We start from the raw sequence: 25,294 nt of genomic DNA, 5'->3' as shown, positions 1-25,294 counted from the left end.
GCACAACCGAGCCCGTGCACCGAGCCGCGTGCGCGAGCCCGCACACCAGCCCCGTACACCGGCGCGGCTCCCCGGGCGACGAGTGCGACGAGTGTGACGACCACCCGCGCGACAGGCACCATCCGTGACACCGCTCGGGCCGCGCGAGGGCCGCACGCGGTACGAGCGCGCGTCGAGAGCCAGTCGAGAGCCACTGGAGGCCGCTGTGTCCCGACCGTGCATCGCCCTGATCGCCGACCCCACCTCGCCCGAAGGCTGCCGTGAGTACCTCGCCGAGGCCGTCGAACTGCTCACCGGCGCCCCGCCCGTCCGGATCGACTCCCGGCACTTCGCGACCGGCAACACCGGCCGGGGCGTCCGCGACGGCGGCCGGTTACGGCTCCAAGTCCCAGAAGAGCGCCTGGACTTCGTACCCGACGTCGTCCTGCTCTACGAGATCCCGCCGCACCACCGGCGGGCCCTCGCCGGCTTCCAGGAGCTCCTGGAGAGCCACGACGTGGTGACGCTCGCCGCCGGACCCGACGCCTGGCGGACCGCCACCGAGAAGAACCTCACCGTCGAACGCTTCCTGCGCGACGGCGTCGCCCAGATGGAGACCGCGGTACTGTCCCGGCCCACCCTCGCGGAAGCGGCCGGCATCTTCGACCGGCTCGGCCGCGACACCTGGGCCCGGCCCGTCGTCGGCACCGGCGGCAACGACACCTTCCACGTCACCACCCCCGCCCAACTGGCGGACGCCGCCGCCTACTACGCCGAACGCGACACCGACTGGCTGCTCTCCCGCGACGCCGGCAACTTCACCGCCGACGGCCGGCGCCACCAGTTCCGCGTCTTCGTCCTCGGCGACCGTGTCGTGCACGCCCGCGAGCACCTCCAGCCCGCCCCCGACACCCCCTGCAACACCTGCCAGGGCGCCACCGCCGTCCACATCGCCCCGCCGGACCTGCCGCCCCGGCTCGCCGAACTCGCCGTCGCCGCCACCGCGTCGGTCGGACTGCCGTTCGCCGGCGTCGACCTCGCGGTGGAGAACGGCGGGGTCGTCTTCGAGGTGAACGTGCAGCCCGCGTTCGTCGACGGCGAACTCGAACTGAAGGCCGTGGCCGTGCCCTACGTCCAGGCGCACCTCGACGCCTTCGCGCTGGCCGGCGGCGGCCCGCACCGGGGGCTCACAGCCTCAGCGTGAACCACGTCGTCTTGCCCTCGTCCGTCGGCCGTACCCCCCAACTGGCGGCGAGGGCACGGACCAGGACCAGGCCGCGGCCCGACTCCTCGCCCTCGACCGCCAGCCGCGGCTGGGGGAGTTGCGGGCTGCGGTCGCTCACCTCGACCGTGAGATCGGTCGCCGTGCGGTGCAGATGCACGCCGACCGGGCCCTCGGCGTGCTGGACGGCGTTCGTCAGCGTCTCCGACAGCAGCAGGAGCGCGTCGTCGGCGCTGTCCGTACAGTTCCACGAGGCCAGCGCCCGGTGCAGAAAGGCCCGCCCCTCCGGCACCGACGCCGGGACCGCCGGGAGGTGGGTGGTGACGGCGGCCAGCGGCGCGGCCGGCAACTGCGCGAGCAGCAGGGTGACATCGTCGTTGTGGCCGTCCGAGTCCGGCAGCAGACCCGCCAGGACATGGTCCGCCGCCGCCTCCAGACACGGCGTGCCGACGAACAACTCCTCCAGCAGCACCGTCAGTTCACCGATCCGCACCTCGATGTCACTGCCCGGCGTCTCGATCATGCCGTCCGTGTAGAGCACCAGCGTGGCGCCCGGCGGTATCTCCGAACTGGACTCCTCGTACACGACGTCGCCCACGCCGAGCGGGGTGTTGACCGGACAGGGCAGGGCGCTCACGCGGTTGCCCACCCCGGCGACCAGCACCGGCAGATGCCCCGCCGAACAGACCGTCACCGTGCCCGTGTCCGGGGCGATCACCAGATAGCAGCAGGTGACGAGCTGGTCCGGGACGTCGAGGTCGGCGACGCAGGTGTCCAGCGCCCGCATCAACTGCCGTGGCTGCATCCCGGTCTTGGCCAGTGCGTGCGCGGCCGACCTCAACTGGCCCATCACGGCGGCGGCTTCGAGCCCGCGGCCCATCACGTCGCCTATCAGCACACCCACCCGGTCCGCGCCCAGCGGAATCAGGTCGAACCAGTCGCCGCCCACCCCGGCGCCCTGGGTGGCGGGCCGGTAGCGGCTGGCGGTGGCCAGCCCGGGCAGGTCGGGCGGGGTGCCCATCAGACTGCGCTGGAGCGTCAGCGCGATGTGCCGCTGCTGCTCGTACAGGGCCGTGAGTTCGGCCTCGGCGCGCTTGCGGTCGCTGATGTCCCGCACGATCGCGCACGCCCCGACGACGGTGCCGCGCGTGTCCCGGGTCGGCCACAGCGTGACGTCCACGTCCAGCAGCGCCCCGGTGCTGGTCAGCCGCAGCGTCTCGTAGTGCTCGACCTTCTCGGCGTGCCGCAGCCGCTTGAGTAGCTCGCGGACCTCGCCCCGCAGCTCCGGCGGGGCCAGCATCGACACGTGCCGGCCGATGGCCTCGTCGGCGGTGTAGCCGTACAGGCGCTGCGCCGCCGCGTTCCAGTACGTGATGTACCCGTCGAGGGTCTTGGCGAGGATCGCGTCCTGGGACGACTCCACGAGCGCGGCGAGTTCGTTGATCCGCGCCTCGGCCGCCTTGCGGTCGCTGACGTCGCGCACCGCCGCCGACACCAGCAGCCCGTCCGCGGTCTCCAGCGGGCTCAGGCTGATCTCGACCGGGAACTCGGTGCCGTCCTTGCGCAGACCGTGCAGCTCGAGTCCGGCACCCATCGGCCGCACCTGGCGGTTGGCCGTGTACCCGCGCCGGTGCGCGGTGTGCTGGTCGTGGAAACGGTGCGGGATCAGCAGCTCGACCGGGCGGCCGAGCAGCTCCTCGCGGCCGTGCCCGAACAGGGCCTCGGTCTGGGCGTTGACGAGCTTGATGATGCCCGTGTCGTCGACGATCACCATGGCGTCCGGCGCCGCCTCCAGCAGCCCCCGGAACCGCTCCTCGGCCCCGCCCACGGCACCTTCCTGCGGCGCGGCGGGGGCGGGCGCCCCACAGGCGCACCGTTTCTGCTCAGGCTTGCGCTTCACGCTCCGTTTCGCACTCTGCTTCACACCCTGGTTGGCAGCGTCGGCCCCCGACCCCGCGCGCCGCGCAGATTCCGCCCGCATCACATCGGCCATCTTCCACCTCATCCCGCACGACGAATCAGGCCATCTCAGCGCCTTTGGCCCGGCCGCGCCCCGCGTTGTCGCTTACTGGCCGCCGCTGTCCGAACCTGAACGCCGCCGCACCGATCAGTATTCGAGAAGCGCGGGCCCGGGGCCGTGGATAGCGTGGGTGACCGGACCGGACCGGACCGAGCGGGCGACGCCGGCCGAGACCGCGCGAGCGGCCCGGCGGGACAGATGGACCAGATGGACCAGATGGGGAGACGATCAGCATGGCCACGAGGACTCGGCGGACTGCCACGCCGCCGCCTGCGCAGCACGTCGCCGAGCATGCCGCCGGGCACGTCGCCGACAGCCACGATCTGATCCGGGTGCACGGCGCCCGCGAGAACAACCTCAAGGACGTCAGCATCGAGATCCCGAAGCGCCGTCTGACGGTGTTCACCGGCGTCTCCGGCTCGGGCAAGAGCTCGCTGGTGTTCGACACGATCGCGGCGGAGTCGCAGCGGCTGATCAACGAGACCTACAGCGCCTTCGTGCAGGGCTTCATGCCGACGCTGGCGCGGCCCGAGGTCGACGTCCTGGACGGGCTGACCACCGTGATCAGCGTCGACCAGCAGCGGATGGGCGCCGACCCGCGCTCCACGGTCGGCACCGCCACCGACGCCAACGCGATGCTGCGGATCCTCTTCAGCCGGCTCGGCAAGCCGCACATCGGCCCGCCCGGCGCGTACTCCTTCAACACCGCCTCGGTCCGGGCGAGCGGCGGGATCACCGTCGAGCGCGGTGCCGAGAAGACGAGAACCGTGAAGGCGACCTTCAACCGCACCGGCGGCATGTGCACGCGCTGCGAGGGCCGCGGCTCGGTCTCCGACATCGACCTCACCCAGCTCTACGACGACTCCAAGTCGCTGGCCGAGGGCGCGTTCACCATCCCCGGCTGGAAGTCGGACAGCCAGTGGACCGTGCAGGTCTACGCCCAGTCCGGCTTCGTCGACCCGGACAAGCCGATCCGCAGGTACACCAAGAAGGAGCTGCGGGACTTCCTCTACGGGGAGCCGGTCAAGGTCAAGGTCAACGGCGTCAACCTCACCTACGAAGGGCTCATCCCCAAGATCCAGAAGTCGTTCCTGTCCAAGGACAAGGAAGCGTTGCAACCGCACATCCGGGCGTTCGTGGAGCGGGCGGTCACCTTCACCGTCTGCCCCGAGTGCGAGGGCACCCGGCTCAGCGAGGGGGCCCGGTCGTCGAAGATCGGGAAGATCAGCATCGCCGACGCCTGCGCGATGGAGATCCGCGACCTGGCCGACTGGGTCCGCGCCCTCGACGAACCGTCGGTGGCGCCGCTGCTCGCCGCCCTGCGGCAGACCCTCGACTCGTTCGTGGAGATCGGCCTCGGCTACCTGTCCCTGGAGCGGCCGGCGGGCACGCTGTCGGGCGGCGAGGCGCAGCGCGTCAAGATGATCCGCCACCTCGGCTCCTCGCTCACGGACGTCACCTACGTCTTCGACGAGCCCACCATCGGCCTGCACCCGCATGACATCCAGCGGATGAACGACCTGCTGCTGCGGCTGCGGGACAAGGGCAACACAGTCCTGGTCGTGGAGCACAAGCCGGAGACGATCGCGATCGCCGACCACGTCGTCGACCTCGGCCCCGGCGCCGGCACGACGGGCGGCACCGTCTGCTTCGAGGGCACCGTCGAGGGCCTGCGCACCGGCGGCACCATCACCGGCCGGCACTTCGACGACCGGGCCGCCCTCAAGGAGAGCGTGCGCGAACGCACCGGCACGCTGGAGATCCGGGGCGCGACGACGCACAACCTGAAGGGCGTCGACGTCGACGTCCCGCTCGGCGTGCTGGCCGTCGTCACCGGTGTGGCGGGCTCCGGCAAGAGCTCGCTCGTGCACGGGTCGATCCCGGCCGGGGAGGGGGTGGTGTCGGTCGACCAGGGGGCGATCCGCGGCTCCCGGCGGAGCAACCCGGCGACGTACACCGGACTGCTCGAACCGATCCGCAAGGCGTTCGCCAAGGTGAACGGCGTGAAGCCCGCCCTGTTCAGCGCCAACTCCGAGGGCGCCTGCCCCACCTGCAACGGCGCCGGGGTCGTCTACACCGACCTGGCGATGATGGCCGGCGTCGCCACCACCTGCGAGGAGTGCGAGGGGAAGCGGTTCGACGCGTCGGTGCTCGAATACCACCTCGGCGGCCGTGACATCAGCGAGGTGCTCGCGATGTCGGTGACCGAGGCCGAGGAGTTCTTCGGCGCGGGCGAGGCGGCGACCCCGGCCGCGCACCGGATCCTGACCCGGCTCGCCGACGTCGGCCTCGGCTACCTCAGCCTCGGCCAGCCGCTCACCACACTCTCCGGCGGCGAGCGCCAGCGGCTCAAGCTGGCCACCCACATGGGCGACAAGGGCGGCGTCTACGTCCTCGACGAGCCGACCGCGGGCCTGCACCTCGCCGACGTCGAGCAACTGCTCGGCCTGCTCGACCGGCTCGTCGACTCCGGCAAGTCGGTCATCGTCGTCGAACACCACCAGGCGGTCATGGCCCACGCCGACTGGATCATCGACCTCGGCCCCGGCGCGGGCCACGACGGCGGCCGGATCGTCTACGAGGGCACCCCCGCCGACCTGGTGGCCACCCGTTCCACCCTGACCGGCGAGCACCTCGCGGCCTACGTCGGCGCCTGAGCGCGCCGTGACCGGCAGGCCACCCGGCCGGCCCCGGCACCGGTCTCAGCGGGCGCCCATGCTCAGTGGGCGCCCAAGCCGCCCCCGCCGAACGAGCCGCTGCTGCCGCGGCTCCAACGCGGCCGTTTCTTGTCCGTGCTCGGCCGGGTCTGCATGTTGGTCAGTTCGTAGGGCGTGAGGGGACGGCCGCCCTTCGGTGTCAGGGGCACCTCCTCGGGCTCCCGGTTCTCGCGCACCTCGTGCACCGCGCCGCCGGGCGGCAGGTGCGGCTGCTCCTCGGGGCGCGGCCGGTTCGGCTCGCGCGACCTGGTACGCGCGCCCAGCCAGACGCTGCCGGCCAGCACGGCCACCACGGCCAGAGCGACCACGAACAGCCCGAGGCTGAGCAGGCCGCTCGCGGCGGCCAGTTGCAGGCTAGCGGTAGTCATATCAGGCGAATACCCCCACAACGGGTCATGAACCCGCCATTCCGCCCCCATGACTCTCCGTCCACAACCCCTCGCATACGGCGCTCGCCGCCTGCCCCCGCGACGGTAGGACGGGTTTGGCGCCACAAGCCCCGGCTACCCGCCAGAGGTGACTTCGACGAAACCCCAACAGGACCAACGGAACACGCAGGACCAACGGATCCATCGGGACCGGCGAGACCAACAGGATCTCTTCCGGTTCCTGGAGGACCGCTTCGCCTGCGCCCTGGCGTGCACCGAGTGCGCGCGAGCCTGTGCGCGGCGCGCGAGCCTCCTGGAACCGGACGGGCCCGACCGCGAGGAACTCGTGCGACGCAAGGGCATCATGTGCGCCGAGGTGTGCGACGCGACCTGCCGCGTGCTGTCCGAGGACGCGAGCGCGGACGAGGCCGGCATCCGCGCCCAACTGGAGTGGTGCCGGACCGTCTGCCTGGAGTCCGCCCGCGTCTTCGACCGCCACCCCAGCGCCGAACAGGACGCGACCACCTGCCGCACCTGCGCCGAAACCTGCACGGAGTTCATCGCGACGCTGCTCTGAACGACGCGTTGAGCACCCGACGCCGACGTCGTTGTTACGGTCGCTGGATGGAGAGCTGGATCGAGGGTGGCGTACGCGCTCGGATAGGGGAGATGGCGGCACGGGATCCGGGGTGGTCGCGCTTCGGGGCGGACACGCACCGGTACGAGCTGGCGTCGGCGCTGCCGGAGGCGGAGATCAGGGCATTCGAGGAAGCGCATGGCATCGATCTGCCGGCGGAGTACCGGTCCTTCGTCGCAGAAGTGGGCAATGGGCCCGCCGGTCCCGGCCACGGGTTGATGCCGTTGACCGTCCCGCGCCCGGAGATCGGCGAGGGGTGGGCTGTGGACGGCGAGTGGCAAGAAGACCGGTTGTCGGGCCGACTCGCCGAGCCGTTTCCCCTCACCGAACCCTTGCCCGGCCGGATCGGCCCATCGGCCTGTGAGGTGACCCGGGGCACGCTCATGCTGGCCGAAGACGGCTGCGGCATCTTCGTCAGGCTGATCCTGAACGGCCCGCGGAAGGGAGAGGTCTGGCAGCTCGATCCGGACTGGGGCGGCTTCGTCCCGGTGAGCCCCGATTTTCGCACCTGGTACACCGAGTGGCTCCAGAGCCCGTAAACACCCGGCACCCCGCGGCCTCGGTCGGCAACGCGTCTCTCGACCACCAGGGCCCCGTCAGCTCCGGTCCCGCCCGCCGCAGCAGCGCCCCGAGTTCCTCCGACGGCACGGGACGACATCCTCCCGGCACCTCTTCCCGCCCCGCCATTCCCAATTTCTGGAACACGTTCTACCGTGTGCGCCGTCAGGACACCGGCCTTGGGGAGCCAGGAGGCGCCGTGCACCTCGACCACACGCCCGAGCAACTGCGGCTGCGTACCGAACTGCGGGCCTACTTCGCCGAGTTGGTGCCCGACAACGCCTACGCCCGGCACACCGACCAGGTCGCCGCCAAACGTTTCTACCGCAGGACCATCCGCCGGCTCGGCGCGGACGGCTGGCTCGGGGTCGGCTGGCCCGAGGAGTACGGCGGGCGGGGCCTCACGCCGATCGAGCAGTTCGTCTTCTTCGACGAGGCCGCCCAGGCCGGTGTGCCGCTGCCGTTGATGGCTTTGAACACCGTCGGACCGACGATCATGCGCTACGGCACCGACGACCAGAAGGCGTACTTCCTGCCGAAGATCCTCGCCGGGGAGATCGACTTCGCCATCGGGTACAGCGAACCCGACGCGGGCACCGACCTCGCCGCCCTCAAGACGCGCGCCGTGCGCGAGGGCGACGAGTACGTCGTCGACGGGCAGAAGATCTGGACGACCAACGGCGACACCGCCGACTGGGTGTGGCTCGCCGTGCGCACCGACCCGAAGGCCCCGCCGCACAAGGGCATCACCATGCTCCTCGTGCCGACCACCGACCCCGGCTACTCCTGCACGGTCATCCGCACCCTCGCCTCCCACGACACCACCGCCAGCTACTACGAGAACGTCCGTGTCCCCGTCACCCACCGGGTCGGCGCCGAGAACCAGGGCTGGCGGCTGATCACCAACCAGCTCAACCACGAGCGCGTGACCCTCGCCGCGCACGGCACCATGGCCATCCGCGCCCTGCACGACGTGCAGCGCTGGGCGACGGAGACCAAGCTCGCCGACGGCCGCCGCGTCGTCGACCTGCCCTGGGTACGCCGTCTGCTCGCCCGGACCCACGTCAAACTCGACGCGCTCAAGCTCCTCAACTGGCAGATGGTGGGCGCCCTCCAGAACGGCACCCTCACCCCGCAGGACGCCTCCGCCGTCAAGGTCTACGGCTCCGAGGCCCGCCGGGACGCCTACGCCTGGCTCATGGAGATCGTCGCCGCCCCCGGCGCACTCCAGGAGGGCTCGGCGGGCGCCGTGCTCCACGGCGACCTCGAACGCGGCTACCGCTCCGCCGTCATCTTCACCTTCGGCGGCGGCAACAACGAGATCCAGCGGGAGATCATCTCGTGGATCGGCCTGGGGATGCCACGGGTCCGGCGTTAGCGGCCGTGCGGGTGGGCCGGTCTCACCTGGTCCGGTGTCCGCCCGTCTCCGGCTGTTCCAGATGGGAGGCGAGGACGGCGGCCTGGACCCGGCGCTGCACGCCCAGCTTGGCCAGGAGACGGGAGATGTGGTTCTTGATGGTCTTCTCCGACAGGTAGAGCTTCTTGCCGATCTCGCGGTTGGTCAGGCCGTCGCCGATCAGCGCGAGGATGTCCCTCTCGCGGGGTGACAGTCCCGCCAGCTCGGAAGGCACGGAAGGGGTCTTCGCGGGGTCCGCCCGCAGCGAGCGCATCAGACGGGCCGTGGTCGCGGGATCCAGCATCGACTGGCCCGAGGCCACCGTGCGCACCGCCGAGACGAGGTCGGACCCTTTGATCTGCTTGAGGACGTAGCCGGAGGCGCCGGCCATGATCGCGTCGAGCAGGGCCTCCTCGTCGTCGAACGAGGTCAGCATCAGACAGGTCAGTTCCGGCATCTGGCTGCGCAGCTCCCGGCAGACCGAGATGCCGTCGCCGTCCGGCAGCCGCACGTCGAGGACGGCGACGTCGGGGCGCAGCGCGGGGCCTCGCGCGAGCGCCTGGTCCACGGTGCCGGCGTCGCCGATCACCTTGATGTCCGGCTCGGCGTCGAGCAGATCGGCCAGACCACGGCGGACGACCTCGTGGTCGTCGAGCAGGAACACCCGGATCGGGTCCCGCTCGGTGAAGGTGCGCGGCTCTGGCATGGTGATCCCTCGTTCCCCGGCGGAGGACGGACTGCGCCCTGTCGACGCTTCCGATCATCACGCGCCTGAACCGAATGCACCAGAGCCGACCGGCCCCACTCGCGCGTGCGAGCGCGTCCTTCGGCTCTTCGTGTCGGTGTTCGTCCGGCCGCGGGTCAGACGGTGCTGTCGGCGCCGTAGGGGGCGTACAGGTCAAGGAGGCGGGTCCTGGCCGAGCGGAGACGGTGGGCCACTACGTCACCGACCCACTGCGCGACGTCGTTGCCCAGCGCCGCGTCGTTCTGGCACATGGACCGCACGGCCGTGGCGTCGAACTCGTAGGCCCGCACCGGTGTGGTGGCTTCGGCGCCCAGGTGCCAGACGTGCGGGGTGAAGAGCCAGGACCAGCCGACCAGTTCGTTGTGCCCGAGATTCTCGATGACAGCCGCCCGACGCCCCGGCACGTGCATGTCGAGGTCGATCCTGCCGGTGCGGATGATCCAGAAGCGGTCGGCGCGTCCACCTTCCTCGAACAGACGTGCTCCCTGGGGGATGGACACCTCCCGGGCGACGCGCATGAGCCGCAGGCGGTGTTCGGCGGACAGCGCGCGCAGCGTGCCGGGACTGGGGCTGGGGGAAGCGTTCATGGCATGCCTCCGGGGCGGGCCGTACGGACACGGACTGCGGACTGCGGACTTCCAGCTCCAGCGTGTGCCGGTCCTCCGGGGCGGGCCATGGGCCACCTGGTCCACAGACCGGGCCGTTCGGTACCGGAGGGGGAGTCTTCCGGAACCGTGCGTCAGATGATCGTCTTCCCTCCGTCGGGCTGACCGCCGGGCTGACCGTCGAGCCACGCGCGGTACGCGGTCACGGCCGTGGGTAGCGTAGGGAAGATCCGTTCCTCGCCGACCGAGTCCACCAGGCCGTACCTCTCCAGGTCGTTCCGCAGGTCCTGCTTCACGCGGGCGAGGGCGAACACGACGCCGCGGTGGGTCAGTTCGCGGCGCAGCTCGTCGACCGCGTCGAGGGCGGTGATGTCGACCTCGACATTGGCCTCGGTGTTGAGGACGAACCAGCGGACCGGGTCGCTCTGTTCGTCCATGGAGGCCAGGGCACGACGCCGGAAGTCCTCGGCGTTGGCGAAGAACAACGGCGAGTCGTAGCGGTAGACGAGCAGGCCGGGAATCGTCCGGGCCTGCCGGTAGTCGGCGACGTCGTGCATGCCGGCCACACCGGGGACCAGGCCCTCCACGGCGTCGTGCGGGCGCGCCACCCGGGTCAGCAGCTCGGCCACCGACAGACCGACGGCCACGATCACCCCGTACAGGATGTCCAGGGCGAGCACCCCGGCGAGGCAGCCGAGCGCCAGGAGCAGTTCCCGGCGGCGGAAGGACGCCAGCCGGCGGAAGCCGGCGAGGTCGATCATGCGGACCGCCGCGTAGACGACGAGCGCGCCGAGCACGGCGGACGGCGTGTGGGACAGCAGCGGGCTCAGGAAGAGCAGCACGGCGAGCACCACCGCCCCGGCCACCAGGGAGTACGCCTGGCTGCCGGCACCCCCCGAGGAGGCCAGCGCGGTGCGGCTGGCGCTGCTGCTCACCGGGAAGCCGTGCAGTGCCCCGGCGCCCAGGTTGGCCGCGCCCAGGGCGAGGAACTCCTGGTTGGCGTCGAGCCCGGGACCTTCGTCGTCGCGGTCGGTGAAGGCCCGCGCGGTGAGGATGAAGTCGGTGTAGGCGACCAGGAGCAAACCGAGCGCGGGCAGGACGAGACGCGGCAACTCGGTCAGGTCCGGGACGGCGAGGCTCGGCAGACCGGACGGGACCTCGCCGATCACCTTCAGCCCGTACCGCCCGTCGAGGTCGAAGACGGCGACGGCGGCGGTGCCCAGGACGACCGCCAGCAGCGGACCGGGCACGGCAGGGGCGTACCGGGACATCACGAAGAGGAACACGAGCACGACGGCGGAGAACACGGTGGTCGCCAGGTGCGCGTCCGTCAGGTGGGTGACGAAGGACCACAGTTGAGGGAAGAACTCCGCGCCGGCCGTCCGCACCCCGGTGAGCTTGGGAAGCTGGTCCACCATCATGATGAGCGCCACGCCCGCCAGATAGCCGATCAGGACGGGGCGGGACAACAGGTCCGCGAGGAAGCCCAGCCGTACCACCCGGGCGACCAGGCAGAGCAGCCCGACCGTGACCGCGAGGGCCGCCGCCAGCGACGCGTAGCGCCCGGGGTCCCCGGCGGCGAGCGGTGCGACCACGGCGGCCGTCATGAGGGCGGTCGTGGACTCCGGGCCGACCGACAGCAGCCGCGAGGAACCGAACAGGGCGTACATCGCGAGGGCCGGCAGGATCGCCCACAGCCCGGCCACCGGCGGCAGTCCCGCCACCCCCGCGTACGCCATGACCTGCGGCACGAGGTACGCGGCCACCGTCACACCGGCGAGCAGGTCACCCGTCAGCCACGTGCGCCGGTAACCGAGAAGCGCGACGAGGCCGGGCACCAGTCGGCGCCATCGCGCGACGTGTCGTCTGCCCGAGCCCTGGGACATCTGCCGCCTTCCGTCGTCTGACCTCATGATCCACCGGTGTGCGGCCGGGCGCGAGAACCCCGGCGGCCGGTCCGGGCGCCCGCCGGACCGCACCGAGCCCAACGGCCCCTTCAGGCAGGGCCGTTCAGCCCCATGGCCGCGGACCTTCGGCATCCTGCGCCGCCCGGGGCGCGAGCCGTGCGGGGGGTCGGTCGGCCCCGATTCGGGACCAGTGGCCCCTGGGCGAGGAACCGCCCGACGACGACTCTGGAATCGGAACCCCTGCCCCACGATCCCTCGCCACAGGAGGTGGAGATCATGCTCCGTACCATCACCGTAGGCCTCGACGGCTCACAGGAGAGCCGGGCCGCCGCGGAATGGGCGGCTCGCGAGGCGAAGCTGCGCGGCCTGTCCCTGAAGATCGTCCATGTCTGGGAGCCGGTACCGGAGCCGATGGCCCAGGCGCCGCTCCTGGGAGCCGAGACCCGGCAGCACTGGACCGAGCGAAGCGAGACGGGGGTCCCCCCGGCCGAAGGCTGGGGGAGGATCCCGCGCGAGGCCGCCGAGGGCGTCAGCCTGCGCCACCCCGGCGTCGAGGTGATCACCGAGGAGCTCTCCGGACACCCCGGCGACGTGCTGGCCGAGGCGGGGAGGAGCGCCGAGCTGCTCGTCCTGGGCTCGCGTGGCTTCGGCGGGATCGGCGGGTTCATGGTCGGTTCCGTCGGCCTGTCCGCCGTCGCGCACGCGGACCGCCCCGTCGTGCTGGTCCGCGCGCTGGAAGTGGCCGCCGACGAGCACGAGCCGGACCCGGTCGGAGTTCCCTCCGCCGCGACGCCCTTCCTGCCCGTGGTCCTCGGACTGGACGTCGAGAACCCGGACGAGACGCTGATCGAGTTCGCCTTCGACGCCGCCAGGCGGCGCGCGACGCCTCTGCGGGTCGTCCACGGCTGGAACCCGCCGCCCTACTACGCCTACGGCACACCCGCCAACCCCGCCCTGCACGAGGCGCTGGCCCTCAGGGACGCCGAGGCGCTGGCCGAGGCGCTGCGGCCCTGGCGGGAGAAGTACCCGGACGTGGACGTCGTCGAGGTGTCCCGCTACGGCAGCGCGGCGGTCCATGTCGTGGACGCCTCCCGCGGGGCCTCGCTCGTCGTCGTGGGCCGGCGCATCCGCCGCAGCCCGTTCGGCGCCCACATCGGACACGTCACGCACGCCGTCCTGCACCACTCCACCGCCCCCGTCGCCGTCGTCCCCCACGGCTGACCCACCCGCACCTGTTCGCGAGGAGAAGAGATCCATGAAGGCAGCGGTCGTACGAGCGTTCGGCGAGCCCCTGGTCATCGAGGAGCGCCCCGACCCGGAGCCCGGCCCCGGCCAGGTCCGCGTCCGGGTGGAGGCGTCCGGGCTGTGCCACACCGACATCCACGCGGCGCACGGCGACTGGCCCGTCAAGCCGAACCCGCCGTTCGTCCCCGGGCACGAGGGCGTGGGCCTGGTGGAGGCGCTCGGCGAGGGCGTCACCCACCTGTCCGTGGGGCAGCGGGTGGCCGTGCCCTGGCTGGGCAGGGCGTGCGGGCGGTGCGAGCACTGCCTGTCCGGCTGGGAGACGCTGTGCGAGCAGCAGGTCAACACCGGTTACGGCTGTGACGGCGGCTACGCCGAGAAGATGCTCGCCTGGGCCGACTTCGCCCAGCCGGTGCCCGAGGGGATCACCGCGCTGGAGGCCGCCCCGCTGACCTGCGCGGGCGTGACGACGTACAAGGCGCTCAAGGTCGCCGACGTCAGGCCCACGCAGCTCGTCGCGATCTCCGGCGTCGGCGGCCTCGGTCACCTCGCCGTGCAGTACGCGAAGATCGCCGGAGCCACGGTCGCCGCGATCGACGTCACCGACGAGAAGCTCCAGCTGGCCGCCGACCTCGGTGCGGACATCGTCATCGACGCCCGCAAGGAGAGCGTCGGTGAGGTGCTGAAGCGGCACGGCGGCGCCCACGCGGCGATCGCGCTCGCGGTGAACGACGCGGCCTTCGAGGCGGTCAACTCCGGGCTGCGGCGCGGCGGCAAGCTGGTCATGGTGGCCCTGCCCGCGCACGGCACGGTCCGGGTCCCCATCTTCGACACCGTCTTGAACGGCACCTCGGTGATCGGTTCGATCGTTGGTACCCGGCAGGACCTCGCCGAGGTCTTCCAGCTGCACGCGGCCGGCCGTACCAAGGTCATCTACGAGGCCCGCCCGCTCGCCTCCGTCAACGACTGCATCGACGAGGTGCTGCGCGGCGAGGTCAAGGCCCGGATCGTCTTCGACCTGGACGCGGGACGGTAAGAGCGATGGTCCTCCCGATCGTCGTCGGCGTCGACGGCTCCGAACCCAGCCTGCGGGCCGTCGACTGGGCGGCCGACGAGGCCGCCCTGCGCGGATCGTCGCTGCGGCTGGTGTACGCCTCCCTCTGGGAGCGGTACGAGGGCGAGTCTCTCGCGGCCGGCCCCGGCAAGCCGTCCGAGCAGGTCACGGCCGAGGACATCGTGCGGGTCGCCGCGCGTCGGGCCGGCCTGCGCCGGCCCGACGTCGAGATCTCCACCGACGTCCTGTCCGAGGAGCCCGAGTCCGCCCTCGTCCGCGAGGGACGTGCCGCCTCCGCCCTGGTGCTGGGCACCCGCGGTCGCGGCGGCTTCGTGGAGACGCTGCTCGGGTCGGTCGGCCTGACCGTCGCCGCCCACGCCGACTGCCCGGTGATCGTGCCGCGCGGCAGCCACGACGACCAGGTCCGCGCCGAGGCGCGCGGCCCCGTCGTGGTGGGCGTGGGAGCGACGGGCCCGGACTCCGCCGCCCCTGCGCTTCGCCGTCGAGGAGGCGAGGCTGCGCCACGCGACCCTGGACGCGGTACGGGCCTGGCGGTGCCCGGCGCAGGACAGCACCGACCACCCGCTGCTCGCCGGTGAACCCGCGCGGCTGCACGAGCGGCAGGCCGCCGAGGTTCTGGAGCAGGCGCTGAAGGACGCGCCGCCGGACGTGGAGCTGCGCCGACGCACGGTAGAGGGCCCGGCCCGCGAGGTGCTCACGGCCGCCTCGCACGGGGCCGCCCTGCTGGTGGTCGGCGCGCGGCGCAGCCCCGGGCGGTTCGGTCTCCGGTCGAGGCGGGTCACCCATGCCGTACTGCACCACGCCGCCTGCGCCGTCGCGGTCGTACCCGAGCGGGCGTGAGAGCGGTGGCCGGTTGCTCAGAGGCTCGCCGCGTGGTTGGGGACGTAGGTCTGCAGATCGCGCGGCGGGCGCTCGTAGCCGGTCGACTCCGGGCGCTTCGGCAGGTCGAGGACGGGCGGCGGGACGTCGCGGTACGGAACGGAGCCCAGCAGATGGGCGATCATGTTCAGCCGCGCCCGGCGCTTGTCGTCGCTCTCCACCACGTACCAGGGTGCCTCGCTGATGTCGGTGTGCACCAGCATCTCGTCCTTCGCCCGGGAGTACGCCTCCCAGTGGGTGATCGACTCCAGGTCCATCGGGGACAGCTTCCAGCGCCTCAGCGGATCCTCCAGCCGACGCCGGAAGCGCTCCTGCTGCTCGGTGTCGCTCACCGAGAACCAGTACTTGCGCAACAGGACCCCCGCCTCGACCAGCATCCGCTCGAAGATCGGGCACTGCCGGAGGAAGAGCTGGTGCTCCTCCTTCGTGCAGAAGCCCATCACGTGCTCGACGCCGGCCCGGTTGTACCAGGACCGGTCGAACAGCACGATCTCGCCCGCCGCCGGCAGATGCTCGACGTACCGCTGGAAGTACCACTGGGTGCGCTCGCGCTCGGTCGGCTTCGGAAGCGCCGCGATCCGGGCCACCCGAGGGTTGAGGTGTTCGGCGACCCGTTTGATCGTGCCGCCCTTGCCCGCAGCGTCCCGTCCCTCGAAGACGACGACCAGACGGGTGCCCGACGCCCGCACCCACTCCTGCAGCTTCACCAACTCGGTCTGCAGACGCAGCAGTTCCTTCTCGTACACCTTGCGCGGCAGCTCCGCCGCCTTCTTGCCGGCCATGCCGCCTCCACCCCCCGATGACTTGAGGAGTCCCTCATGCCCAAGGTCGAACACCAGAACGCCACCGTACTTTCCGACGACGAGTTGCGCACCCTGGACGCGCACTGGCGGGCCGCCAATTATCTGGCCGCCGGACAGATCCACCTCATGGCCAACCCGCTGCTGACCGAACCCCTGCGGCCCGAGCACATCAAGCCGAGGCTGCTGGGCCACTGGGGCACCTCGCCCGGCCTCAACCTCGTGTACACCCACCTCAACTGAACCGCTCCGGGTTCGATAGGGACTCGATCATTTGAGAGGATCGAGTCATGGCACGCCCTTCCCCTTACCCCCTTGAGCTGCGCAAACGTGCAGTCCGCATGGTCGCCGAGGTGCGGCCCGAGTACGACACCGAGTGGTCCGCGATGAAGGCGGTCGCCGCCAAGCTGGGGATCGGGACGACCGAGACGCTGCGCAAGTGGGTCCGCCAGGACCAGATCGACAACGGAGCCCGGCCGGGAACGACGACAGAGGAGTCCGCGCAGGTCAAGGCGATGAAGAAGGAAATCGCCGAACTCAGGCTGGCGAACGAGATCTTGAAGGCGGCGGCGAGTTTCTTCGCGGCCGAGCTCGACCGGCCACACACGCGCTCGTAGCGTTCATCGACGAGCACCGGGACCGCTTCGGCGGTGTCGAGCCGATCTGCCGCGTGCTCACCCAGCACGGCTGCAAGATCGCCCCTTCCACCTACTACGCCTGCAAGAAACGCCAGTCGGCGCCCTCGCCGCGGTCCGTGCGGGACGAAGGGCTCAAGGAACAGATCAAGGAGGTCTACGAGGCCAACTACCGTGTCTATGGCGCGAGAAAAGTCTGGCGGCAGCTGAACCGGCAGGGCCAGAAAGTGGCCCGCTGCACGGTCGAGCGTCTGATGCGCGAGATCGGCATCGCCGGCGCCGTCCGCGGCAAGAAGGTCATCACGACCATGCCGGACCCGGCCGCGGCCAGGGCCCCGGACCTGCTCGACCGCGAGTTCGTCGCACCGGCGCCGAACCGGACCTGGGTCGCCGACTTCACGCACGTCGCCGCCTGGGCGGGCGTTGTCTATGCCGCCTTCATCGTGGACACCTTCTCCCGCCGCATCGTCGGCTGGTCCGCGTCGCTGTCGAAACAGACCCAACTCGTCCTGGACGCACTGGACATGGGCCTGTGGCAGCACGACCGAGACGGTCGTCCGCCCATCCCCGGCGAGTTGGTGCACCACTCCGAGACCGGGTCGCAATACACATCATTTCGCCTCGCCGAACACCTGGACTCGGCCCGGATCGCGGCCTCGATCGGATCGGTCGGCGACGCTTACGACAACGCGCTCATGGAGTCGACGATCGGCCTGTTCAAGACCGAGGTCATCAAGCCGCAGCGGCCGTGGAAGACGCTGTCGCACGTCGAGCTCGCCACTGCCGAGTGGGTCGACTGGTACAACCATCGCCGACTCCACGGTGAGATCGGGCACATCCCACCCGTCGAATACGAAGCCAACTTCTACCGAGCAACCACGAATCTCCAGGTCACAGCCAACATCTGAGATCTCTATGGAACCCGGAACGGTTCACTGCGCCGAGATCGACTCCTACCTGCACGTCCTGCGCCGCTCCGGCTACCCCCTCACCGACGCCGCCGCCGACCGCTACCTGGCCGAACACCGCGTCAGCGCCCGCCTGGTGGGCCTCGACCCCGACGCCGTACCGGGCGACCGGGCCGAGATGGCGGCGTACTTCGAGAAGGTGCGCCCCGAACTCGCCGCCGGCCTGGAGGCGCGCGAGGTGGACGATTTTCTGCTCCGACCGCCGGTCCATCCCCTGCTCGTCCCGGCGCGCGCCCTGCTGTGGCGGCGCGTGGCGCACCTGGCGTACGCCTCGCTGCCGCCGTACGCCCACGAGCTGTACGGCAGGCGCGCCCCGCAACCCGCCACCGTCACCCGCCAGTTGCGGGCCACGGGCACGCTGCTGCGGCGCGTCCCGGCACGGGTGCGGTGGCAGCTTCCGCCGAAGCACATCCTGCGGGCCATGGCCCGGCTCGGCCCCCAGGCCCGGCCCGCGCCGTACAAGGTCAAGTCATAGGCCGCCATACTGGACGAGCCAAGGGGAGGGCCGGAAAGTGACGGGGGCGGCGGCGCGGTATGGCGGAGAGCAGGCTGATCCAGGGCCGGTACCGGCTGCTCGACGTGATCGGGCGCGGGGGCATGGGCGAGGTGTGGCGGGCCCGTGACGAGTCCCTCGGGCGGCAGGTCGCCGTGAAGTGTCTCAAACCGATCGGGCCGCACCACGACCCGTCCGCCGGGCGCGTCGTGCGCGAGCGGTTCCGGCGCGAGGGCCGCGTCGCCGCCTCGCTCCAGCACCGCGGGGTGACGGTCGTCCACGACTTCGGCGACCACGACGGCGTCCTCTTCCTCGTCATGGAGCTCCTGGACGGCAGCGACCTGTGCCAGTTGCTGGACGCCAACGAGCGCCGGCCGCTGCCCGTCGCCGACGTCGTGGAGATCGCCGACCAGGTCGCCGCGGCCCTCGCCTACACGCACCGGCAGGGCATCGTGCACCGCGATCTGAAACCCGCGAACATCGTGCGGCTCACCGACGGCACGGTGAAGATCTGCGATTTCGGCATCGCCCGCCTCGGCCACGACATCGGCTTCACCTCCCGCCTCACCGGCACCGGCATCGCCATGGGCACCCCGCACTACATGTCGCCGGAGCAGATCGGCGGCGAGGAGGTCGACGAGCGCAGCGACCTCTACTCGCTGGGGTGCGTGCTGTACGAGATCGCCACCGGGGCACCGCCGTTCGACCTGGACGACCACTGGGCGATCCTCGTCGGGCACCGCGACACCCCGCCCCGGCCGCCGCGCGAGCTCCGCGCCGACCTGCCCGAGCACCTCGACCGGATCATCCTGGACCTGCTGGCCAAGCAGCCCGGAGAACGCCCTGACGACGCCCGCGAGATCGTCCGGCGCATCGCCGCCGGCCGCACCGCACCGGCGTACGTGCCGACCGTGGTGACACCCCGGCCCGAGCCGCGGCCGCCCGAGTCCACGGGCCACGAGGCCCGGCTGCCGGCCTGGACCCGGGGCATGACCACCGGTCACAAGGCCATCGGCGCCGGACTGCCGGTCACACCCCCGGACGCCGGGGCCGCCCTGACCGGCGAGTGGATCCCCCGGCCGGCCCTCGGCACGCTCCCCGCCCCGCCGACACCGGACATACCGGATACACCGGACGCAACAGACGCGCCGAACGCACCGGATGCACCGGATACGCCGACCGCACCGGACACGCCGTCCCCGCAGGCGCTCACCGCGCTCGCCGCCCTCGCCGGACGGCATGACGCGGCCCTCGGTCTCGGTCGTCTCGGGCGTTGGGCCGAGGCCGAGGAGGCTCACCGGGCCGTCGCCGCCGAGCGCGCGCGGCTCCTCGGACCGGACCACCCCGAGACCCTCGCCAGCCGCTACGAGGTCGCCTTCACCCTCAGCCGCACCGGCCGCGCCACCGACGCGCTGCGCGAGTACCAGGACGTGGCCGCCGCCCGTATCCGGGTACTGGGCGCAGAGCACGCCGACACGCTCGCCGCCCGCCAGGAACTGGCCTATGTGCTGGGGCAGTTGGGCCGGCACTTCGACGCCCAGCAGGTGTACACGGCGGTCCTCTCCGTGCGGGTGCGCACGACGGGCGCCGACCATCCCGACACCCTGCGCTGCCGCCACAACCTCGCCTTCAACCTCAGCAGGCTCGGCCGTCTGGAGGAGTCGTACCGGATGGCGGGCGAGGTGGCCGACGCCCGCGCCCGCGTGCTGGGCCCCGGCCACCCGGACACGCTCGTCACCCGCTACGAAGTCGCCTACGCCCTGGGCCAGTTGGACCGCTGGCCGGAAGCGCTGCAGACCTACCGGGAGGTCGCGGCGGCCCGTGCGCAGGCGCTCGGCCCCGACCACCCCGACACCCTCGCCGCCCACTACGAGACCGGCATCAGCCTGGGCCGCCTCGGCCGCAGCGCGGAGGCGCTCGAGCTCTACCGCGACCTCGTCGACCACCGCACCCGCGTCCACGGCCGGGCCGACCCCGAGACCCTGCGCGCCCGGCACGGTCTCGGCGTCAACCTCGGCCGACTGGGCCGCTGGGAGGAGGCGCTCGCCGAGTCCCGGGACGTGTGCGCGATCCGCGAGCGGGTGCTCGGCGCCGACCATCCCGACACGCTCGTCAGCCGCCGCGAGGTCGCCGTCGGCCTGGGCTGGCTGGGCCGTTGGGCCGACGCCCTGGCCGAGTACCGGCGGGTGGCCGCGACCCGCGAACACGTCCTGGGCGGCGACCACCCCGACACCCTCGCGAGCCGCGACGACGAGGCGCACTGCCTGGAACAGCTCGGCCGCGGCCAGGAGGCGGCCGAGCTGTACCGAAGGGTGGCGGCACTGCGGCAACACCGGGCGGCCGGTGGCGCGTAGGCCTGCGCACGACGTCGCTCGAACCCGGGTCCGGCGCTGAACCGGCGCTTGCCGAAAGGGAGATGACGACGACTCAGCCCTCCTCGGCAGGTGGTGAAGGTCACAAAAGAGAGCGCCGGACGCTATGTCGCAGATCACAGTGCGTCGGGCATAGGATGCACGCAGCCAGGGCTTGTGAACTGTCTCACATGCCTGTGATCTCCGTGGGGGACGCCTCTCGGCGGCGGTCCACGGGGCCGGTCATGGGCCGGAGGTCGTGAGTGCGCCTGGCGTGTGCGGTCCATCAGTCAAGGACGACTGGAAGGAGCAAGGGCGTGAACACCTACGCATCCGTCCTCGTGCGCGACGCCCTCGGGCGGCGGCCGCGATCCTCTCCAGGCGCGCCACGTCAGACAGTTCGACCGGTTCGATCATTTCGATCAGACATACGTTGAACCCCCGCGTACGTCCGGCGGCGCGACAGTCTGAAATGTGACCAAGAGGACTCAAGGGGCTGAGGGGCACCAAATGGGACTCGAAGAGAAACTGCCGAGTGGTTTCCTGCTGACCACCGTCGAACAGGCCTCGGGCTGGGTACGGAAGTCGTCCGTCTTCCCCGCCACGTTCGGCCTCGCCTGCTGCGCCTTCGAGTTGATGGCGGCCGGGGCCGGCAGGTACGACCTCGCACGGTTCGGCATGGAGGTCTTCCGCGGCTCACCGCGCCAGGCCGACCTGATGATCGTCGCCGGGCGCGTCAGCCAGAAGATGGCGCCCGTCCTGCGGCAGATCTACGACCAGATGCCGAACCCCAAGTGGGTCATCTCCATGGGCGTCTGCGCGTCCTCCGGCGGCATGTTCAACAACTACGCGATCGTCCAGGGCGTCGACCACATCGTCCCCGTCGACATCTACCTCCCGGGCTGCCCGCCGCGCCCCGAGATGCTGATGGACGCGATCCTCAAGCTCCACCACAAGATCCAGCACTCCAAGCTGGGCGTGAACGCCGAGGAAGCGGCCCGCGAGGCGGAGGAAGCGGCGCTCAAGGCGCTCCCGACCATCGAGATCAAGGGGCTCCTGCGATGACGCCCCGGCATGACCGTCCGCAGTGCGAGGGCCGCCCCCTCGGCGGTGTCCCCGTCGAGGGCGAGAGCGCCCGGATCCCGGCTCCGGACCAGCGGAGGTCGTACAGCCGATGACCACTTCACACAGGCAAGCCACCCCCCTGTCCAGGGCCCGCGAGACGACCGAGGGCACCGTGTACACGGTCACCGGTGGCGACTGGGACGAGGTCGTCCAATCTGCGGCCCGCGCCGACGACGAGCGCATCGTCGTCAACATGGGGCCCCAGCACCCCTCCACCCACGGAGTGCTCCGCCTCATCCTGGAGATCGACGGCGAGACCGTCACCGAGGCCCGCTGCGGCGTCGGTTACCTCCACACCGGCATCGAGAAGAGCCTCGAGTACCGCACGTGGACACAGGGCACCACGCTCGTGACCCGGATGGACTACCTCTCGTCGTTCTTCAACGAGACGGCCTACTGCCTGGGCGTGGAGAAGCTGCTGGGCATCGAGGACGACGTCCCCGACCGGGCCAGCGCCATCCGGGTCATGCTCATGGAACTCAACCGCCTCTCCTCGCACTTGGTGGCCATCGCCACCGGCGGTATGGAGCTGGGCGCGACCACGATCATGATCTACGGGTTCCGCGACCGTGAACTCATCCTGGACGCCTTCGAGTTGATCACCGGGCTGCGGATGAACCACGCGTTCATCAGGCCCGGCGGACTCGCCCAGGACCTGCCGGCCGGCGCCGTCGACCAACTGCGCGACCTGGTCAGGACATTGAGGAAGAACCTCCCCGAGTACGACAAGCTCGCCACCGGGAACCCCATCTTCAAGGCCCGTATGCAGGACGTCGGTTACCTCGACCTCACCGGCTGCATGGCGCTCGGCGTCACGGGGCCCGTCCTGCGCTCCGCCGGCCTGCCGCACGACCTGCGCAAGACGCAGCCGTACTGCGGCTACGAGACGTACGACTTCGACGTCCCGACGGCCGACACCTGTGACGCGTACGGCCGCTTCCTGATCCGGCTGGAGGAGATGCGACAGTCGCTCAGGATCGTCGAGCAGTGCCTCGACCGGCTGGAGCCGGGGCCCGTGATGGTCGCGGACCGGAAGATCGCCTGGCCCGCTCAGCTCGCGCTCGGCCCCGACGGTCTGGGCAACTCCCTGGACCACATCAGGGAGATCATGGGCACCTCCATGGAGGCCCTGATCCACCACTTCAAGCTGGTCACCGAGGGCTTCCGGGTACCGCCGGGGCAGGCCTACGCGACTGTCGAGTCGCCGAAGGGCGAGCTGGGCGTGCACCTTGTGTCCGACGGGGGCACCCGCCCCTTCCGGGTTCACTTCCGCGACCCGTCCTTCGCCAACCTGATGGCGCTGGCGGCGATGTGCGAGGGCGGCCAACTGGCCGACGTCATCGTCGTCGTCGCGTCCCTCGACCCCGTACTGGGCGGCGTCGACCGGTGACGGTCGCACCCGTCATCCCCGCAGCACCGGGCTCCGCGAGGGGTCCGGTGCTGCGGGTTGCGCGTTCTCCTTTGCGGAGTCGCGAATTCCGGGGGTGTCCCCCGATATCGGCGGTCGGCCGTTTGATCTACGGCCTCTGCTCGGTGGTTGCGATTCATTTGCACCGCTAATTCGCACCGCACGCTCAGGCGACTCCGGCGGGTAATTCCGCGGCAGCCCTGGTCATCGATCCTCTCATGAGTAGTATCTGACCCGCTGCCGTCCTCTACCGGGATTCGAGGGAGACTCAAGGACGGTTTCGCGGTGAACCGGCCACTGTCGGCCCGCCCTTCGCGGCGGCCCCTTGAGCGCCGCCGGAGAAGTCCACCAGATACCGATTCGCCCCTATTTGCCGCGCCCCGGATCTGCTCAAAGGCCGACAGTTCCTGTCCGGCCGTCGATCTCGCCGAAATGGTGTGGATCCGCAGGATTGGCGACTGGATCCAGTAAAACCGGCCCATTCACCCCTGCCGGCGTGGCCGGAAGAAGTCGGCACCGCTCCTTCTTTTACCTGCCTACCAGGTTCAATAAATCGCCGATAGGTCGACAAATGGATCCCTGTCCCATGGTCGAGGGCGGATCCGGCCACGGAGGCGCTTGACGATCTTTCTGTGATGGGGTGAAACTGCTCATTGTTTTTGATGCACCCTGATGCGGCAGTGCAAAAAATGGAGACTTTATGTCGTTGGAACAACCGGCTGTCCCGCGATTAAGAAGCGCCACCGAGGTCACCCAGGACGGGTTGCCTGCTGTTCTCGGCGGGTTCGACCTCAGCGATCAGGACCGGTTCGGCGACGGGTTCCCGCACGAGGTCTTCGAGCGGCTCCGCCGCGAAGCGCCGATCCTGCTGCACCCGCCCGGCCGCACCCGCGACGGTGAGAACTTCTGGGTGCTCTCCCGCTACGCCGACGTGGTCGAGGCCGCGAAGCATCCGCTGCTGTCCTCCCAGGGCGGCGGCGACCGCGAGGGTGGCGGCACCCACCTCGACGACCTGCCCGCAGGCACCTACTCCGGTGCGATGCTGAACATGATGGACGACCCGCGGCACCGGTTGCTGCGCGAGCTGGTCACCCCGTCGGTCACCGGCCCGGTGCTGGACGCGCTGACCCCGACCATCACCGAACGCGCCGAGGCGATCATCTCCGAGGTCGTCGGGCAGGGCTCCTGCGACTTCCAGAACGACGTCGCCGGCCGGTTCTCCGTCGAGGTCATGGCCCTGTTGATGGGCGTACCGCGCGCGGACTGGCCGCAGTTCGTCGACTGGACCGAAGTGGTCATGGGCTACGAGGACCGCGAGTCCGGCGAGTCCTCCTCGCGCAGCCAGGCCGCGCTCATGGCCATGTACCAGTACGGCGTCAAGCTGATCGCCGAGAAGCGGGCCGACCCGGCGCAGGACTTCCTCTCCCTCGTCGCCGCCGGTGATCTGCCGGAAGGCCACGGTGTGCCGCCGCTGCGCGAGTACGAGCGCGAGGTGTTCGTCAACCTGCTGACCCTGGCCGGCAGCGAGCCGACCCGCAACGTCATCGCGGTGGGCCTGATGGCCCTGGCCGAACGGCCGGACCAGTGGCAGGCGTTGCGCGCGGACCGGTCGCTGCTGGACGGCGCCATCGAGGAGATGATGCGCTGGTCCACGCCGACGCCCTACAACCGGCGGACGGCCACCGAGGACTTCACGTTCCACGGCACGCAGATCCGCCGCGGGGACAAGGTCACCCTGTGGTGGGCCTCGGCCAACCGGGACGAGAGCGTGTTCGCCGACGCCATGTCCTTCGACGTGCGCCGTAATCCCAACCCGCATCTGGCCTTTGGCGGCGGGCCGCACAGTTGTCTCGCGGTGGACCTGGCCCGCCTCGAACTGCGCACGCTGTTCGGCGAATTGCTCGACCGGGTCGCCGAGGTACGGCTGACCGAGCCGGTGCCGTGGGCCAACAACAGCAAGCACACGGTGGCGTTGAAGGTGCCGGTGGAGTTCGTCCGGGCCTGAGCGGACCGGTGTTCCGCTACTGACCGGTGTTCCGCCGCTTGCGCGGCGGGCGCCGGGTCGTGTGGTCACAGCGTGGTGACCACGTCGCAGATCGCGGTGGACCGGCGTCCTACGCCGGTCCACGATCGATCATCGATCCCGAACGCGGTCGACCTGCTG

General features: G+C 70.9%; 18 protein-coding genes and 3 pseudogenes. 15 read left to right on the top strand and 6 right to left on the bottom strand.

Annotation, left to right across the window (positions count from 1 at the left end):
• Positions 1–205 precede the first annotated feature (205 nt).
• Positions 206–1,183: an ATP-grasp domain-containing protein gene (locus BMZ82_RS29280; RefSeq protein ID WP_093780408.1), complete on the top strand. Its 978-nt coding sequence runs from the start codon at positions 206–208 to the stop codon at positions 1,181–1,183.
• Here BMZ82_RS29280 and BMZ82_RS29275 read toward each other — a convergent pair.
• A complete protein-coding gene (locus BMZ82_RS29275) occupies positions 1,167–3,101 on the bottom strand; it encodes a PAS domain S-box protein (protein WP_371271320.1) in 1,935 nt (644 codons plus the stop codon). The genes BMZ82_RS29280 and BMZ82_RS29275 overlap by 17 nt on opposite strands.
• A 353-nt stretch (positions 3,102–3,454) precedes the next feature.
• Here BMZ82_RS29275 and BMZ82_RS29270 point away from each other — a divergent pair, with 353 nt between their 5' ends.
• Positions 3,455–5,878: an ATP-binding cassette domain-containing protein gene (locus BMZ82_RS29270; protein ID WP_256252170.1), complete on the top strand. Its 2,424-nt coding sequence runs from the start codon at positions 3,455–3,457 to the stop codon at positions 5,876–5,878.
• Positions 5,879–5,940: 62 nt separating this feature from the next.
• Here the strand turns inward: BMZ82_RS29270 and BMZ82_RS29265 are convergent, their stop codons facing one another.
• On the bottom strand, positions 5,941–6,306 hold the full coding sequence (locus BMZ82_RS29265) for a DUF6479 family protein (protein ID WP_177244711.1): 366 nt from the start codon (positions 6,304–6,306) through the stop codon (positions 5,941–5,943).
• A gap of 199 nt (positions 6,307–6,505) precedes the next feature.
• Here BMZ82_RS29265 and BMZ82_RS29260 point away from each other — a divergent pair, with 199 nt between their 5' ends.
• From BMZ82_RS29260 to BMZ82_RS29250, 3 genes are all read left to right on the top strand, one after another.
• Complete coding sequence (locus BMZ82_RS29260; protein ID WP_093780433.1) at positions 6,506–6,883, top strand: four-helix bundle copper-binding protein; 378 nt, start codon at positions 6,506–6,508, stop codon at positions 6,881–6,883.
• Between the two features lie 47 nt (positions 6,884–6,930).
• Positions 6,931–7,482, top strand: coding sequence for an SMI1/KNR4 family protein (locus BMZ82_RS29255; RefSeq protein WP_093780407.1), 552 nt, complete (start codon positions 6,931–6,933; stop codon positions 7,480–7,482).
• Positions 7,483–7,700: 218 nt separating this feature from the next.
• Positions 7,701–8,879, top strand: a complete 1,179-nt coding sequence (locus BMZ82_RS29250; protein ID WP_093780406.1) for an acyl-CoA dehydrogenase family protein — start codon at positions 7,701–7,703, stop codon at positions 8,877–8,879.
• Positions 8,880–8,901: 22 nt separating this feature from the next.
• Here BMZ82_RS29250 and BMZ82_RS29245 read toward each other — a convergent pair whose 3' ends face one another.
• The 3 genes from BMZ82_RS29245 to BMZ82_RS29235 all read right to left on the bottom strand — a co-directional run bounded on the left by BMZ82_RS29245 (position 8,902) and on the right by BMZ82_RS29235 (position 12,133).
• Complete coding sequence (locus BMZ82_RS29245; RefSeq protein ID WP_093780405.1) at positions 8,902–9,603, bottom strand: response regulator; 702 nt, start codon at positions 9,601–9,603, stop codon at positions 8,902–8,904.
• A 155-nt stretch (positions 9,604–9,758) separates the two neighbouring features.
• Positions 9,759–10,229 (bottom strand): cyclic nucleotide-binding domain-containing protein, encoded by a 471-nt coding sequence (locus BMZ82_RS29240; RefSeq protein WP_093780404.1) that lies wholly within the window; start codon positions 10,227–10,229, stop codon positions 9,759–9,761.
• Between the two features lie 152 nt (positions 10,230–10,381).
• Positions 10,382–12,133, bottom strand: coding sequence for a SulP family inorganic anion transporter (locus BMZ82_RS29235; protein WP_093780403.1), 1,752 nt, complete (start codon positions 12,131–12,133; stop codon positions 10,382–10,384).
• A gap of 297 nt (positions 12,134–12,430) precedes the next feature.
• Here BMZ82_RS29235 and BMZ82_RS29230 point away from each other — a divergent pair, with 297 nt between their 5' ends.
• From BMZ82_RS29230 to BMZ82_RS29220, 3 genes and pseudogenes are all read left to right on the top strand, one after another.
• Positions 12,431–13,375: a universal stress protein gene (locus BMZ82_RS29230; RefSeq protein ID WP_093780432.1), complete on the top strand. Its 945-nt coding sequence runs from the start codon at positions 12,431–12,433 to the stop codon at positions 13,373–13,375.
• Positions 13,376–13,409: 34 nt separating this feature from the next.
• Entirely contained in the window at positions 13,410–14,432 is a 1,023-nt protein-coding gene (locus tag BMZ82_RS29225) for a zinc-dependent alcohol dehydrogenase (protein WP_093780402.1), read from the top strand.
• 5 nt (positions 14,433–14,437) lie between these two features.
• Positions 14,438–15,311 (top strand): annotated as a pseudogene (locus BMZ82_RS29220) (universal stress protein).
• A 17-nt stretch (positions 15,312–15,328) separates the two neighbouring features.
• Here the strand turns inward: BMZ82_RS29220 and ppk2 are convergent.
• Positions 15,329–16,132 carry a polyphosphate kinase 2 gene (ppk2, locus tag BMZ82_RS29215; protein WP_093780401.1) on the bottom strand — a complete coding sequence of 268 codons (804 nt, stop codon included), beginning with the start codon at positions 16,130–16,132 and terminating at the stop codon, positions 15,329–15,331.
• Positions 16,133–16,168: 36 nt separating this feature from the next.
• On the opposite strand from ppk2, the pseudogene BMZ82_RS29210 reads away from it, so the two are divergent.
• The 7 genes and pseudogenes from BMZ82_RS29210 to BMZ82_RS29180 form a co-directional block, all read left to right on the top strand.
• Positions 16,169–16,390 (top strand): annotated as a pseudogene (locus tag BMZ82_RS29210) (hypothetical protein); the annotation flags it as partial.
• A gap of 50 nt (positions 16,391–16,440) precedes the next feature.
• Positions 16,441–17,693 (top strand): IS3 family transposase gene (locus BMZ82_RS29205; RefSeq protein ID WP_093780400.1). Its coding sequence is split into 2 segments (ribosomal slippage): positions 16,441–16,723 and positions 16,723–17,693, totalling 1,254 coding nucleotides; the frame shifts between segments, so codons are not numbered across the junction.
• A 19-nt stretch (positions 17,694–17,712) separates the two neighbouring features.
• A pseudogene (locus BMZ82_RS29200) lies at positions 17,713–18,228 on the top strand (oxygenase MpaB family protein); the annotation flags it as partial.
• 59 nt (positions 18,229–18,287) lie between these two features.
• On the top strand, positions 18,288–20,600 hold the full coding sequence (locus tag BMZ82_RS29195; protein WP_093780399.1) for a serine/threonine-protein kinase: 2,313 nt from the start codon (positions 18,288–18,290) through the stop codon (positions 20,598–20,600).
• Between the two features lie 507 nt (positions 20,601–21,107).
• Positions 21,108–21,662, top strand: coding sequence for a NuoB/complex I 20 kDa subunit family protein (locus BMZ82_RS29190; RefSeq protein WP_093780398.1), 555 nt, complete (start codon positions 21,108–21,110; stop codon positions 21,660–21,662).
• Between the two features lie 109 nt (positions 21,663–21,771).
• Positions 21,772–23,112: an NADH-quinone oxidoreductase subunit D gene (locus BMZ82_RS29185; protein WP_093780397.1), complete on the top strand. Its 1,341-nt coding sequence runs from the start codon at positions 21,772–21,774 to the stop codon at positions 23,110–23,112.
• Between the two features lie 718 nt (positions 23,113–23,830).
• Positions 23,831–25,135: a cytochrome P450 gene (locus tag BMZ82_RS29180; RefSeq protein WP_093780396.1), complete on the top strand. Its 1,305-nt coding sequence runs from the start codon at positions 23,831–23,833 to the stop codon at positions 25,133–25,135.
• Positions 25,136–25,294 lie beyond the last annotated feature (159 nt).

Source organism: Streptomyces sp. yr375 (assembly GCF_900110755.1).
GTDB lineage: Bacteria > Actinomycetota > Actinomycetes > Streptomycetales > Streptomycetaceae > Streptomyces.
The sequence above is the reverse complement of the archived record's forward strand: the minus strand, read 5'-3'. Positions and strand labels throughout refer to the sequence as shown.

What these genes read in the sequence shown, in the direction of transcription:
- BMZ82_RS29255 (WP_093780407.1), top strand. Translation starts at nt 6,931, where the DNA reads ATGGAGAGCTGGATCGAGGGTGGCGTACGCGCTCGGATAGGGGAGATG.
- BMZ82_RS29185 (WP_093780397.1), top strand. Translation starts at nt 21,772, where the DNA reads ATGACCACTTCACACAGGCAAGCCACCCCCCTGTCCAGGGCCCGCGAG.
- BMZ82_RS29265 (WP_177244711.1), bottom strand. Translation starts at nt 6,306, where the DNA reads ATGACTACCGCTAGCCTGCAACTGGCCGCCGCGAGCGGCCTGCTCAGC.
- BMZ82_RS29180 (WP_093780396.1), top strand. Translation starts at nt 23,831, where the DNA reads ATGTCGTTGGAACAACCGGCTGTCCCGCGATTAAGAAGCGCCACCGAG.
- BMZ82_RS29240 (WP_093780404.1), bottom strand. Translation starts at nt 10,229, where the DNA reads ATGAACGCTTCCCCCAGCCCCAGTCCCGGCACGCTGCGCGCGCTGTCC.
- BMZ82_RS29270 (WP_256252170.1), top strand. Translation starts at nt 3,455, where the DNA reads ATGGCCACGAGGACTCGGCGGACTGCCACGCCGCCGCCTGCGCAGCAC.
- BMZ82_RS29195 (WP_093780399.1), top strand. Translation starts at nt 18,288, where the DNA reads ATGGCGGAGAGCAGGCTGATCCAGGGCCGGTACCGGCTGCTCGACGTG.
- BMZ82_RS29245 (WP_093780405.1), bottom strand. Translation starts at nt 9,603, where the DNA reads ATGCCAGAGCCGCGCACCTTCACCGAGCGGGACCCGATCCGGGTGTTC.
- ppk2 (WP_093780401.1), bottom strand. Translation starts at nt 16,132, where the DNA reads ATGGCCGGCAAGAAGGCGGCGGAGCTGCCGCGCAAGGTGTACGAGAAG.
- BMZ82_RS29190 (WP_093780398.1), top strand. Translation starts at nt 21,108, where the DNA reads ATGGGACTCGAAGAGAAACTGCCGAGTGGTTTCCTGCTGACCACCGTC.
- BMZ82_RS29235 (WP_093780403.1), bottom strand. Translation starts at nt 12,133, where the DNA reads ATGTCCCAGGGCTCGGGCAGACGACACGTCGCGCGATGGCGCCGACTG.
- BMZ82_RS29225 (WP_093780402.1), top strand. Translation starts at nt 13,410, where the DNA reads ATGAAGGCAGCGGTCGTACGAGCGTTCGGCGAGCCCCTGGTCATCGAG.
- BMZ82_RS29230 (WP_093780432.1), top strand. Translation starts at nt 12,431, where the DNA reads ATGCTCCGTACCATCACCGTAGGCCTCGACGGCTCACAGGAGAGCCGG.